The sequence below is a fragment of the Azohydromonas aeria genome (assembly GCF_009760915.1).
Lineage (GTDB): Bacteria > Pseudomonadota > Gammaproteobacteria > Burkholderiales > Burkholderiaceae_C > Azohydromonas > Azohydromonas aeria.
This window is the reverse complement of sequence record NZ_VIDQ01000058.1, coordinates 36,864-50,126: the sequence shown is the minus strand read 5'-3', so window position 1 is coordinate 50,126 and position 13,263 is coordinate 36,864. Positions and strand designations below refer to the sequence as shown.

General features: G+C 69.3%; 9 protein-coding genes and 1 pseudogene. 6 read left to right on the top strand and 4 right to left on the bottom strand.

Features of this window, described 5'->3' with window-relative positions:
* Positions 1-447: pseudogene (gene aroE / locus FJ694_RS25925) on the top strand (shikimate dehydrogenase); the annotation flags it as partial.
* A 172-nt stretch (positions 448-619) separates the two neighbouring features.
* Positions 620-1,069 carry a type II 3-dehydroquinate dehydratase gene (gene aroQ / locus FJ694_RS25920; RefSeq protein ID WP_157270246.1) on the top strand — a complete coding sequence of 150 codons (450 nt, stop codon included), beginning with the start codon at positions 620-622 and terminating at the stop codon, positions 1,067-1,069.
* A 23-nt stretch (positions 1,070-1,092) separates the two neighbouring features.
* Here the strand turns inward: aroQ and FJ694_RS25915 are convergent, their stop codons facing one another.
* Positions 1,093-1,956 (bottom strand): DMT family transporter, encoded by an 864-nt coding sequence (locus FJ694_RS25915; protein ID WP_157270244.1) that lies wholly within the window; start codon positions 1,954-1,956, stop codon positions 1,093-1,095.
* 84 nt (positions 1,957-2,040) lie between these two features.
* Here FJ694_RS25915 and FJ694_RS25910 point away from each other — a divergent pair, with 84 nt between their 5' ends.
* Positions 2,041-3,489: an aminotransferase-like domain-containing protein gene (locus FJ694_RS25910; RefSeq protein WP_157270242.1), complete on the top strand. Its 1,449-nt coding sequence runs from the start codon at positions 2,041-2,043 to the stop codon at positions 3,487-3,489.
* Positions 3,490-3,511: 22 nt separating this feature from the next.
* Positions 3,512-4,261, top strand: coding sequence for a sulfite exporter TauE/SafE family protein (locus FJ694_RS25905; RefSeq protein WP_157270239.1), 750 nt, complete (start codon positions 3,512-3,514; stop codon positions 4,259-4,261).
* A 269-nt stretch (positions 4,262-4,530) separates the two neighbouring features.
* Here the strand turns inward: FJ694_RS25905 and FJ694_RS25900 are convergent, their stop codons facing one another.
* From FJ694_RS25900 to FJ694_RS25890, 3 genes are all read right to left on the bottom strand, one after another.
* Positions 4,531-5,991, bottom strand: coding sequence for a replication initiation protein (locus FJ694_RS25900; protein WP_157270237.1), 1,461 nt, complete (start codon positions 5,989-5,991; stop codon positions 4,531-4,533).
* Between the two features lie 1,136 nt (positions 5,992-7,127).
* Positions 7,128-9,614, bottom strand: a complete 2,487-nt coding sequence (locus FJ694_RS25895; RefSeq protein ID WP_198320998.1) for a putative bifunctional diguanylate cyclase/phosphodiesterase — start codon at positions 9,612-9,614, stop codon at positions 7,128-7,130.
* 124 nt (positions 9,615-9,738) lie between these two features.
* Positions 9,739-9,972 (bottom strand): hypothetical protein, encoded by a 234-nt coding sequence (locus tag FJ694_RS25890; protein ID WP_157270232.1) that lies wholly within the window; start codon positions 9,970-9,972, stop codon positions 9,739-9,741.
* Between the two features lie 75 nt (positions 9,973-10,047).
* On the opposite strand from FJ694_RS25890, the gene FJ694_RS37670 reads away from it, so the two are divergent.
* Both FJ694_RS37670 and FJ694_RS25885 read left to right on the top strand, forming a co-directional pair.
* Positions 10,048-10,179 (top strand): hypothetical protein, encoded by a 132-nt coding sequence (locus FJ694_RS37670; RefSeq protein WP_259373181.1) that lies wholly within the window; start codon positions 10,048-10,050, stop codon positions 10,177-10,179.
* Between the two features lie 529 nt (positions 10,180-10,708).
* Entirely contained in the window at positions 10,709-13,246 is a 2,538-nt protein-coding gene (locus FJ694_RS25885; protein WP_157270230.1) for an ATP-binding protein, read from the top strand.
* The last annotated feature ends 17 nt before the right edge of the window (positions 13,247-13,263 follow it).

Here is a 13,263-nt window from a genome sequence, read left to right as displayed (position 1 = left end):
CTGGGCGCCGGTGGCGCGGCGCGTGGCGCGCTGCTGCCCTTCCTGGCGCAGCAGCCGGCCGAATTCGTCCTGGCCAACCGCACCCTGGCCAAGGCCCAGGCGCTGGCGCAGCAGTGCCAGGGCGCCGACGCCGTCCGCGCCTGCGGCCTGCGCGATCTCGAAGGGCTCGCCTTCGACATCGTGCTCAACGCCACCTCGGCCAGCCTCAGCGGCGATTTGCCGGCGGTGCCTGCCAGCGTGTTCGGCAGCGCGCAGCTGGCCTACGAGCTGGCCTACGGCAAGGGCCTGACGCCGTTCCTGCGCCTGGCCCAGGGCGCGGGCGTCGAGCGCCTGGCCGACGGCGTCGGGATGCTGGTGGAGCAGGCCGCCGAGGCCTTCCAGTGGTGGCGCGGCGTGCGCCCGGACACGGCCCCGCTGATCAGGCAGCTCACCGTGCCGCTCGCCTGACGCCGCAGTGCGCCAGGCCGACGTGGCGCTGGAGGACCTGAAGAAGGCCGGCATGCAGGTGACGGAGCTGCCGCCGGCCGAAATGGCCAGGCTGCGCAAGCAGACCGGCATACCCCTCATGGGCCGTCTGCCAGGGACCGCCCTTTCATTTCTTCCCTACAGGAGCCCCGGGATGAAAGTCCTCATGCTGCACGGCATCAATCACAACATGTTCGGCAAGCGCGACCCGAAGCAGTACGGAACCATCACGCTGGCGCAGATCGACGAGCAGTTGCGTGCACTCGGCCGGGAACTGGGCGCGGAGGTCGAGAGCTTCCAGACCAACAGCGAAGGCGAGATGGCCGAGCGCATCCACCAGGGCTACGCCGACGGCGTGGACGCGGTGCTGATCAACGCCGGCGCCTGGACGCACTACAGCTATGGACTGCGCGATGCGCTGGCCATCCTGACCTGTCCGGTCGTGGAGCTGCACATGTCCAACATCCACGCGCGCGAAGCCTTCCGCCACCACTCGGTGTTCGCCGAGATCGTCAAGGGCCAGATCTGCGGCTTCGGCGTGGACAGCTACCTGCTCGCGCTGCGCGCGGCCGTGTCGGCCGTGCAGCAGGCGCGGGCTGCCTGAGCATCGAGCCGGCATGAGCCCGGTCAGCGCGCGAAGCGGCGCGCGCCGGCCACGCAGCCGATGACCGCCACCGCGGCCAGCTGCATCAGCCACGTCACCTGCTCGTGCAGCAGCAGCGAGGCCAGCAGCAGCCCGAAGAAGGGCTGGAGCAGTTGCAGCTGGGACACGGCGGCCACACCGCCCTGGGCCAGGCCGCGGTACCAGAACACGAAGCCGACGAGCATGCTGAACACCGACACGTAGCCCAGGCCGAGCCACGCCGGCGCCGGGATGCCGGAGAGCGACGGCGGCGCCGTGAGCCAGGCCAGCGGCAGCATCACCGGCAGCGACAGCACCAGTGCCCAGGAGATGACCTGCCAGCCGCCAAGCCGGGCGGTCAGCCGGGCGCCCTCGGCATAGCCCAGCCCGCAGGCCACGATGGCGGCCAGCATCAGCGCATCGCCCAGCGGCGCCGCGGCCACGCCCTGGGCCAGGGCATAGCCCGCGATCAACCCGCTGCCCAGCACCGAGAACAGCCAGAAGGCCCGGCGCGGACGCTCCCCGCCGCGCAGCACCGCGAACACGGCGGTGGCCAGCGGCAGGGCCCCGACGAACACCATGGCATGTGCCGCGGTGATGCGCTGCAGGGCCAGCGCCGTGAACAGCGGGAAGGCGATGACGCAGCCCAGGGCCACCAACGCCAGCGGGACGAGGTCCTGCCGGGCCGGGCGGCGCTGGCGCAGCGCGAGCAGCAGGCCGGCGCCCAGCAGCGCGGCGAGCACGGCCCGCGCGCCGGTGAGGAAGACCGGGTCGAAACCCGCCACGGCCAGCCGGGTCGCCGGCAGCGAGCCGCTGAAGATCAACACACCCGCCAGGCCGTTCAGCCAGCCACGCGTCGTCCGTTCCAATCGAGGCTCCTTCAACAGCCTCCGTTATGGCTTTGCGCGGCCACGGCCGCCAGGGACAATGGCATACGGTTCAAAGAAACTGTGATGCCACACGATCCCCTACAGTTGGCGGCGGACGATGCCGCCGCCGCCGCCATCCGGCCGGCCACCCGCATCGCCGACGTGATGCAGGCCATCCGTGGACGCATCGCGGCGCGCAGCCTGGCGCCGGGCGAGAAGCTGCCCTCGATCCGCGCCCTGGCGGCGTCGATGCGGCTGTCCACGTCCACCGTGGTCGAGGCCTACGAGCGCCTGAGCGCGGAAGGCGTGATCCGCTCTCGCCCCGGCTCGGGCTTCTTCGTCGCCACCACGCTGGCGCCGCTGTCGATGGCCGAGATCGGCCCGCGGCTGGATCGCGCGGTCGATCCGTTCTGGGTGTCGCGCCAGTCGCTGCAGGCCGACGACCGCATGCTCAAGCCCGGTTGCGGCTGGCTGCCGCCGGACTGGCTGCCACAGGAGGCGCTGCGCCGCGGCCTGCGCGCCCTGGCCCGGGCCGAGGCTTCCAGCCTCGCCGACTACGGCTCGCCGCTGGGACTGCCGGCGCTGCGGCAACTGCTCGCCCGCCGCTTGGCCGAGCGCGGCGTGGAGGCCGGCGCCGACCAGGTCGTGCTGACCGACTCGGGCACGCAGGCCATCGACCTGGTGTGCCGCTTCCTGATCGAGCCGGGCGACACGGTGCTGGTGGACGACCCCTGCTACTTCAACTTCCTGGCGGTGCTGCGCGCGCACCGGGCCCGGGTCGTGGGCGTCCCCTACACGCCTTCCGGCCCCGACGTGGAGCATTTCGCCCGGGCCGTGGCCGAGCATGCGCCGCGCCTGTACCTCACCAACGCGGCCATCCACAACCCCACCGGCGCCACGCTGTCGCCGGTCACGGCCCACCGCCTGCTGAAACTCGCCGACGAGGCGAACCTGACCATCGTCGAGGACGAGGTCTTCGCCGACCTGGAAACGGAGCCCGCCCCGCGGCTGGCCGCCTTCGACGGCCTCCAGCGGGTGGTGCAGGTCGGCAGCTTCTCGAAGACGCTGTCGGCGGCGGCGCGCGTGGGCTACGTCGCGGCCCGCCGCGACTGGACCGAGGGCCTCACGGACCTGAAGATCGCCACCAGCTTCGGCAGCGGCCAGCTCTCGTCCGCCTTGGTGCTGAGCGTGCTCGGCGACGGCAGCTACCGCAAGCACGTCGAGGGCCTGCGCGTGCGCCTGGCGCGCGCCCGGCTGGAGGTGATCGCGCGGCTGAGGGAGGTGGGCATCCGGCCCTGGCTGCAGCCGCGCTCCGGCCTCTTCCTCTGGTGCGAGCTGCCGCCGGGTGCGGACGCCACCGCGCTGTCGCAGGCGGCCCTGGCGCGGGACATCATCCTGGCCCCGGGCAACGTGTTCAGCACGTCGCAGTCGGCCAGCCACTTCATGCGCTTCAACGTCGCCCAGTCGCTCGACGCCCGGCTGTTCGAGTTCCTGCGCCGCACCCTGGGCAGCGAGCGCGGGCCGGGGCGCTGAACATGGACCATCCCTCCCCGACATGGACTCCACCCTCTTCGTCGTTGCCCTCGGCGCCGTCGTTGCCGGCTTCGTGCAGGGCCTCTCGGGCTTCGCCTTCGGCATGGTCTCGATGTCGATCTGGGCCTGGACCATCGAGCCGCGCCTGGCTGCGGTGCTGGCGGTGTTCGGCGGGCTCACCGGCCAGGTGATCGCGGCGGTGACCGTGCGCCGCGGCTTCGACTGGCGGCGGCTGGCGCCCTTCATCGCCGGCGGGCTGCTCGGCCTGCCGCTGGGCCTGTGGCTGCTGCCGCGGCTGGACGTGCCGCTGTTCAAGGCGCTGCTCGGCACGCTGCTGGTCACCTGGTGCCCGCTGATGCTGGTGGGCGCCCGGCTGCCGCGCATCGAGGCCGGTGGCCGTGTCGGCGACGGCGTGGCCGGCGCGGCCGGTGGCCTGCTCGGTGCCCTGGGCGGCTTCACCGGCGCCATCCCGACGCTGTGGTGCACGTTGCGCGGCTTCGACAAGGATGCACAGCGCGCGGTGATCCAGAACTTCAACCTGAGCATGCTGGCCATGACCTTCGCCAGCTACGTCGCCGCCGGCATGGTGACGCCGCGCATGCTGCCGATGTTCGCCCTCGTCGCGGCCGCCGTGCTGGTGCCCGTGCTGCTGGGCGCGCGCGTCTACGTGGGCTTGAGCGAGGCGGCGTTCCGGCGCGTCGTGATGGTGCTGCTGACGCTGGCGGGCATCGCGCTGCTGGCGTCGGCGCTGCCCGTGCTGTGGCGGCGCTAAGGGCTGGCCCTGGCTCAAGGCCGGTCTTCCGGTAGCCGGCAGGCCCTGCAACCGGTCTTGGGCCACTAGAAACAACATACCCGTGAAATTTGGCAACACAACCCCGCCACACTCTCCTGACACCCCACCTGCAACTACCTACCTCGCCCTGACATAACAGACACGCAGCAGGCACAAGGCCGAACCATCCCATGCGCATTCAGCCGAAGTCCGGCAAAGGCCAAGCAGCCAACGTGCACCTCCGGCCGGTATGTTGTCTTGCGGACCGATCAGTCCAACCCCAGCTCGGTTTGGGCCGTCGCGCGCGGCTTCCTGGCCGCTTTCTTCTGCGCGTCGAGCACGTGCTTGCCCAGGGCGTGGCGCAGCCGCTCGTTGATGACCAGCGACTCGTAGGGCACCGTGTGCCTGTCGAGCTGCAGCTGGGCCGCAAGCACCTTGAAGTGGGCCGTGCGCGCAAACGAGGCCCACAGCTCCTCGCGCTGCGGGCCGCCGAGCCTGGTGTACTGCTTGAACCCCTCCTCGCCGGCAAGCTCGTACTCGTGGCGCTGGGCGGCGGATTCCCGCTCGTCACCGGCACGAGCCCTCCGCGCGCCTGCCGCTGCCGGGGCGGCGGCAGGCGCCGGGGCTGAAGCGGGAACCGGGGACTGCGCCTCGGCAGCTGCATGGGCCAGCTCCGCCGTCGGCACCGTCCAGCCTTCCTCCAGCGCCTTCATCAGCAGCCGGCCCGGGTACTGGATCTTCTTGCCACGCGCCGTGGCGATGCGGTGCCGCACGAAATCGATGGCGGCCTGCAGGCGCTCGGGCGTGTACTGCTCGGAGTTGGCGGTGATGGCCTGGATGTCGACCGAACCGATGCCGAACTCGCCGCGCAGGATGTCGTAGAGGGTCTTGCGGGCCTCGGTCTGGTGCAGCGCCTGGGCCGCCACCATGGAACCTTCCTGCTCCCGGAACACGAAGCGGATGTGCGACACCTTCTTCGAGCCCGGCACGTTCCTGGTTTCGTACTCAACGTGGAGGTCGGAGAACTCGTTGATCTGCGCCAGCGCCACGGCCAGCCCGAAGCGGCGGAACTGCTTGAACTCGTCCATGTACTTCGAGCTTTGCGCTCCCATCCAGGCCCGCGCTTCCTCCAGCGTCAGCCACTCGGTCGGCGAGCCGCGGTAGGCCATCGACTTGAGCTTCTCGTACAGGCTGTGGGCGAAGGCCGAGGTGAAGGCCGACGTCGTGCGCAGCGACAGCAGCGTGTAGCCGCGCGGGTCCTTGTGCAGCTTGCGGATGGCAGGATCGAACTTGAAGTAGACGCGGCCGTTGGCCATGCCCACCATGCCCACCAGCGGGATCGAGACGAAGTCGCCGTTGCCGGGCTGGCCGTCGGCCCTCTCGCGGGTCACGACGATGCTCGTCTTCTGCGCCTCGCGCAGCGCGTCCTTGAGATGCTTGTGGTTGCGGCTGGCGTAGTTGATGAGGAACTTGAAGAGGTCGATGTCGCAATCGAACTCCATCTGCTCCAGCGGCGCGTTGCACGCCAGGTAATGCATCACGTTGAGCCCTCGCCGCGTCAGCACGCCGACCTCGGAGATGTCCACGAAGACGTTGTTCTTCGGGAAGGCGATGTCGCTCTCGGCATCGGCGATGGTGGCCGTGCGCCCCTTGCGGCCGATGGTTTCCTCGAACAGGAGCAGCGCGTACTGCTCGCCGCCCACCTCCCCGACGGGCTTGATCTCGGCCATGGCTTCAACGTGCGGGCTGGTTCTTGAAGCCGGCAGCGTAGTGGCAAGGTGCGAGTCCGTCAAACTCGGCTATCACCTTGCCGTTGCCGCCGCGCGACTTGCCGCAGTGCCCGGCAGGGCAGCGGCACAACGCGGCCTTTCCAGGCGGACCTCGGCAAGGCCCGGCACGTCCAGCACAAAAGTTCGCACCTTCCTGTGGAAAAGCCGTATTTCCGTTGCACGGCAGTCACTTGGAGCACCCCGGCACAAAACTTCGCACCTTGCACAGAAGTTCGCACCTTGCACAGAAACACACCCTATGCCTCACAAAAGTTCGCACCATGGCTCTCACAAAAGTTCGCACCTTGACCGGTTATCCACCACAGAAGCTCGCACCTTGCCTGCGGCCAGGCACAGAAGTTCGCACTTTGCCGAACGTAACCTGTTGATTTGAAAAGGTTTTTTGGCACCTGAAATGCTTGCTGGCTTTTTAAGATGCTTGCTGGCTGCGCCGGAGTCCTTTTCAGGTCCGGACGAAAACCAATGACCCGGGCATGAAGGCCTGCGACCGGCTGCGGCCGAATGCGGACGCGGCACGCCTTCTGCGCGCCACCTGTGTCTCGAGGGTGCCGGCCGCCGGCGTGAGAAGCGGTCCGCCCCGCACCACAAGGTGCGAACTTTTGTGCTTCTCCCTTCGGCAGTGCTGGGACGTGCCGGCGGCGTCGATGGCGCCTGACCGGGCAGCGCCGGCAAGGTGCGAAGTTTTGTGCAGCGAGATGCGTCGCGCGGTCCTGCGGAACCCAAGGTGCGAAGTTTTGTGCGCGGTATGGAGGATGAAGGCCCTGCACCGGTCCAGATTCTGGCCCTTGACAGCCATGCCGCCCGGCACGAGGCGTGGCCCGCCGCACCCGGGCGGCGGCACGGACACCAGGCCGGCGGCACAAAAGTTCGCACCTTTGCCGCAGTTGCGCCGCACGGCCTTTCATGTCGCACGAAGAACAGCGCGTTGGCCAGAGGCCAGGCTTGCAGGCGTCTTCCGTGCGCTGCTTCCGGCAGAGGGCCGCGCGCAGCCGTCCCTGGGGCACAAAAGTTCGCACTTTGGAGCGAGCCGGTTGGGCGCCACGCCGGCGGCGGGACTTGATGGGCCCCGAACCGCGTCACGCGCCGGATGGCACCGCTGCCGCGCGCACGCTGCCATGCGGCGATGCGTCCGCCAGCCGTGCCGGCGGCGGCGGTGCCAGCTCCGCAAGGCGCACCGTGCCCGCGCCGCCTTCCCATGCCGCGAGGAAGGACGGCAACTGCTGCGGCGGCAACGGGCGGCTGATCAGGAAGCCCTGCAACGCCGCGCAACCGCGCTCGCGCAGCATGCGCACCTGGTCGGCGGTCTCCACGCCTTCGGCCACGGCGGAGAGGCCCAGCTCGCGCGCCATGGCCAGGATGGTGTCCACGATCACGCGCGATTCGCCGTTCACGGCCAGGTCGCGCACGAAGCTGCGGTCGATCTTGAGCGTGTCGAAGCGGAAGCGCCGCAGGTAGCTCAGCGCCGAGTAGCCAGTGCCGAAATCGTCCAGCGCGATGCGGAAGCCCTGCGCACGCAGCGCGTTGAGCGTGCGCACGGCGGCATCGGGGTCGTCGATCAGGGCCGACTCGGTGACTTCGAGCTCGATGCGCCCCGCCGGCAGGCCCAGCGCCGCCGCCTCCACCCGCGCCAGGAACCGCGGGTCGCCCAGCTGCGTGGCCGACACGTTGACCGAAACCTGCAGCGATGCAGGCCAGGCCCGGGCATGGCGGCAGGCCTCGCGCAGCACCCACTCGCCCAGCTGCGGCATCAGCCCCGCTGCCTCCGCGATGGGAATGAACTCCGCCGGCGACACCGCACCGTGCTGCGGATGGCGCCAGCGCAGCAGCGCCTCGACGCCTCGCACGCCGGCGTCGCCCGCTTGCACCTGCGGCTGGTACTCCAGGCACAGCTCGCCGCGCTCGGCGGCTCCCCGCAGGTCCTGCGCCAGCTGGGCATGGCGGCGCCGGTGCTCGTGCATGTGAGGCTCGAAGAGGCACCAGCGGCTGCCGCCGGCGCGCTTGGCGGCATAGAGCGCGATGTCGGCATGGCCCAGCAGCGTGTCCACGTCCAGGCCGTCCCGCGGCGCCAATGCCACGCCCGCGCAGGCGCGCAGCGCCACGACCTTGCCGCCCAGGTCGCCGGGCTGGGCCAAGGCGGCAAAGAGCCGTTGCAGCAGCGCCTCCAGGGCCGCCACGTCCGCGTCACGCATCAGCAGCGCGAACTCGTCGCCGCCCAGCCGCGCCACGGTATCGCCGCTGCGCACCACGCCGCGCAGGCGCTCGCCGAAGAGGCGCAGCAGCGCATCGCCCGCGGCATGGCCCAGCGTGTCGTTGACCTGCTTGAAGCCGTCCATGTCGAACAGCACCACCGCCACGGGCCGCGCCGGCTTCGCACCCGGGGCCAGGGCCGATGCCAGCTGCTCGCGGAAGTGCTGGCGGTTGACGAGGCCCGTCAGCGCGTCGTTGTGCGCCATCCAGCTCAGGCGCCGGTGCGCCAGCTGCCGCTCGGTCACGTCGGCCGCCACGCCGCGCCACCCCACCATGCGGCCCGCGCCATCGAGCAGCGGACGCGCGCTCAGCGACCACCAGCCCGGCGCGCCGCCGCGGCGCAATGCGATGGTGTGCTCCCTGAAGGCCGCGGAGCCGGCCAGCAGGCGCAGCAGCTTGTCCCACGAGGCACGGGCCTCCGCGTCGTCGGGCAGAGCCCGGCGCAGCAGCTGCAGCGCCGGGCGGCCCTGCAGCCAGGCCGCCGGCACGCCCAGCGCGGCGGCCAGGCGCGGCGAGACGTGCTGCAGCCCACCGGCGGCGTCGAGCTCCCACAGCAGGTCGCTGGCATGGTCCTCGAAATCGCGCAGCAGCAGCCCGATCACCTCGTGCTGCCGGTCCGCGCGGGCCTCGGCCGCCAGCCGGGCACCGAAGGTCTTGGCCGACGTCCAGACGCTGTAGACCACGATCAGGCTGTAGACCAGCAGCAGCGCGGCCAGGCCGGCAGTGACGTTGACCTCGCTGCGCCACAACCCTGCCGACGTGCCCGCGCCCAGGACCAGCACCCAGCTCGTGGCCGCGGCCGGCACGCTGGCCAGCGCGAAGCCGCCGGCGCAGATCATGCCCGTGAGCACCACGCCCAGGAAATACTGTTCGTTGCGGCCGAGACCGTCGTAGGCGGTCATGGGCAGCGCCGCCCATGCCGCGCTGAGCAGCGCTGCATGGACCATGGCCCGGCGAATGGCCCGAGGCGAGGCGGTGCGCCGCGGTGGCGCGGCACGCGTCCTGAGCCAGCCCTGCAACCCCAGCCCGGCCAGGACGGCCACCGTCGCCATCCAGGCCAGCAGCAGGCTCGCCGGTACCTGGCGCCAGAGCACCGCCCCGACGACGGCGACGTTGGCGATGTTCACCACCATGGCCGCCGGCGTGAGGCGCAGCATGGCCTGCATCTGCCGGGCACGGAAGGCCGCCGCCTGCGCCTCGTCGGCGTCGTAAGTCCGGAACCAGCTGCGCAGCGACGTCCAGGCATGCGGGCGCCGGCCAGGCGATGGCCCAGCTGCGCCGGCCGGTGCGCCGGTGGGAGACGTGGTGGAGTTCATCAAAGTGGGAAAGCCTTGGCGCTCCGCGCCAAGGCCACAGAAACGCCTCAGGCAAGACGCGCCGCGCATGTCGTGCGGCATCCCTACTTTCAGACATCGGGACAGGAATTCTGTGGCGGCTCTGTCAACTCGGCAGCGCTGTGCGCAAGGTGGACCGGGGCATCGGGCGCGCACGGTCCGCGTCAGCGGTTTTGGGCGTCCACGGTGAGGGGCTCAGGCCAGGCTTGCCAAGGTCTGAAGCATTTTCAGTAACCATGGCGCCATCCCATGCCTTGTCATATTGAAGTAAGGAAATAATTTCCTGAATAAATACCTTTTGCGGCAAAATAATCATTTTCCCCAAGACTTCATGGGTCAAGGAGATCGCTTCGTTGCCGGCTGCAGGTTTCTGTGCTGCACTGCAGCAATGCAATGGCGACAAAGGTGGCTCAACATGGGAAATGCCCTTGAAGCGGTTCGTCCGGACAATGGCTGGGAACTGGCCCGGAAAAGAAGCGAAAAGATCGTGTTTGGAACCTGTTTTATTATTGTCGGCGTGAATGCCCTGCTGGTGATCTTTCTGTAATGGCTGGTATTTCCGGCGCGCCCGCTTGATGCGGCCGGCGAATTGATTTCTCTGTAGGCATTCTTACAATGCAAAGCCCCCGCGGGCCGTGACAAGGTTCACGCTTCGTGGACCAGCCAGCGGGGGATTCGGAATATGGATTCATGGAATTCGATTCAATAATAAAAGCTGATCAGGAATCTGGAGTGAGCGTGATCTCGTAGATTCTCCCGCGGATGGACGCCAGGCGCCGACATGCGGATTTCTCCTGGCTAGGAAAAGGCGAGGCCCTGGCGCGATGCCCGGATTCCAGGAACCTGGAAGTGCCGAGCCCTTCGCACCGGGAAACCCGGGCGAATCCAGCCGTTGAAGGCACTGGAGACGGCTTGGCCATAACGATGCCGCTGGCTTCTCCAGGCGCATTCCAAGTCGAACCATTCGATGGTTGTTGTTTTTCACTGGGTTATTCGCGACAGTTTCGCCATGAATTCCGGTGAGGTGTCGGACAGGGCGTTCATGCGCGGCAGCATATTCCCATCAATTTCCATCCATGAACAGGTACACGCTCGATCCGCAAACGCTGTTGTTTTCGCTGGGAATGCTGGGCTTTCTGATGGCCGTGGTGTTCCTGAATTTTGCTCGCGCGATGCCCGCGTACCGCGCCGGACTGGTGGCCTGGACCAAGGCGATGACGGCCGCCGGCGCGGCCTTCACGCTTTATTTCTTTCGCGGGCAAGCACCGATGCTGGTGACGTTCGTGCTGGCCAACGTGCTGGTCATCGGCCTTCCGTACTGGGGCCATGAAGCGCACGCCCGGCTGCTGAACGTTGCCCCGCGCCGCAAGTGGGCCCTGGGCCTGGCGGCCTTTGGAATCGGCGGCGTATTGCCGGCTGGCTACGTGGGTTTACCGTTCCCGCCGGCGTTCTTCACCATTTCCCTGGCGTTTTCAGCGCTGCTGGGCATGACGGCCTGGCTGCTGCTGCAGCGCCTGCGGGAGCGACGCTCCCGTGCCGTGCTGACGGCGATGGTGGCCTACGCGCTCCTGTCCGTCGGATTCGCGCTTCGGGCAGTGCTCGGACTGCTGAGCAGCCCCGAGCATTTCGCGCCTCAGGCGCAGTCGGTGGCGCAGATCTTCACGCTGGTGCCGGGCGTGGTGCTGATCGTGGTCTGCTCCATCTGCATCCTTTCCATGGTCCATGAGCACCACATGGACCAGGCCCAGGCGAGGCAGCGTGACCTGGAGCAGTCCGCCCGGCAGATCGAGCAGGCCAGTGCGATGAAGTCGCAGTTCCTGGCCAACATGAGCCACGAGATCCGCACGCCGCTCAACGCCATCCTGGGCTCGGCACAGGTGCTCCAGCGCTGCACCCTCGACGAGGAGCAGCGGCGCATCGTGGGCACCATCCGCACGGCCGGACGCACGCTGCTCGAACTCGTCAACGACGTGCTGGACCTTTCCCGCATCGAATCGGGCCGGCTGGATCTCGAACGCAGGCCGTTCCTGCTGCGCGAGGAGTTGGCCGCCATCGTCGAGGTTCTCGGGCCGATGGCGCTGGCCAAGGGGCTGGAGCTGACGCTGCGGCCACTGCCGGCAGACCTGCCGCCCCTCGTGGGCGATGCGCAGCGGCTGCAACAGGTGATCTACAACCTGGTGGGCAACGCCATCAAGTTCACGGACACCGGCGGCGTGGCCATCGAGGTGAGCCAGCTGCGCGAGGATCCGGACCGGGTCCAGTTGCTGTTGTCGGTGCGCGACAGCGGCATCGGCATCGCTGCCGACCAGCTCCGGCACATCTTCGACCCGTTCACGCAGGCCGACAGCTCCACCACCCGCCGCTATGGCGGCACCGGCCTGGGACTGGCCATTTGCCGCCAGCTGGTCACGCTGATGGGAGGCCGGATCGGCGTGAACAGCCAGCCCGGGGCCGGCAGCGAGTTCTGGGTACGGCTGTCCTTCGACGCCGGCACCGTGCCCGTCGAGGGACCCCGGGCCAGGGTGCCGGCCGCTGCCGGGGCCGGTCCGCGGCTGGACGGGGTTCGGGTAATGGTGGTGGACGACGTCGCGGCCAACATCGAGGTGGCGCAGCTGCTCCTGGAGGCGGAAGGCGCGGTCTGCATCACGGCCCAGCATGGGCATGAGGCGCTGGAGCGGCTGCGGCAAGCGTCTGGCGGCGTGGACGTGGTGCTCATGGATCTGCAAATGCCAGACATCGACGGCTTCGAGGTGGCGCAGCGCATGCGCACCGAGCCGGCCCTGGCGCGGCTGCCCGTCATCGCGCTGAGCGCGGGCGTCCTGCCCCATCAGCGCGAACGGGCCCTGGCCGTCGGCATGAACGGCTTCATCGCCAAGCCGTTCGAGGCGGAGGGCCTGGTGGCGGCGATCCTGGAGTGGGCGCCGCCGCGGCGCCCTGCGGCGCGGGAGCCGGTGCCGGCCACGGCCCGTGCGGCGAAGCCGCCGCAGGAAGCCTTTCCGGTCATCGCCGGCATCGATGGCCAGAAGGCACGGCAACGCTTCATGGGCGACGGGGCACTCTTCCTGCGCCTGTTGCAGGGACTGCGCGACGAGTTCGCCGACGTGATCGACCTCGTGCGCGCCGAGGTGGATCGAGGGCAGCCGGCTGCGGCCGCCATGCGCGTGCACAGGCTCTGTGGCGTGGCGGGCATCATGCTGGCCGATACCCTGGCGGCGGCCGCGGCGGAACTGGAAGCCGCGTTGCGCTCGGAAGAGCCGGTGGAGCTCGACGCGAAGATCCAGGCGGTGGGCGACGCGCTTGGCCTGTTGATCGGGGCGATGCCGGCACGGGTCGAGGCCGCGAAGGTTTCGGCCGCCACGGGGCAGGATGCCGCGCCCGTGCAGCCGCGGCCCGACCACGTGGCGGCGCTGCTGGAAGCCGTGCGGGAGGGTGACACTGGTGCCCTGGACCGCTTCGAGACGCTGCGCAGCGTCTTGACGCAGCGATACGGTGTTGAAGCGGTTGCCCGGCTGGATCAGGCGCTTTATGGATTCCGCTTCGAGGAGGCGGGTTCAATGCTGCAGGCCTGGGGATTGCGGGCCGACGAGCAGACGATCGGTGCACCCGTCGCCTGAGTCACCACCGCCACGCT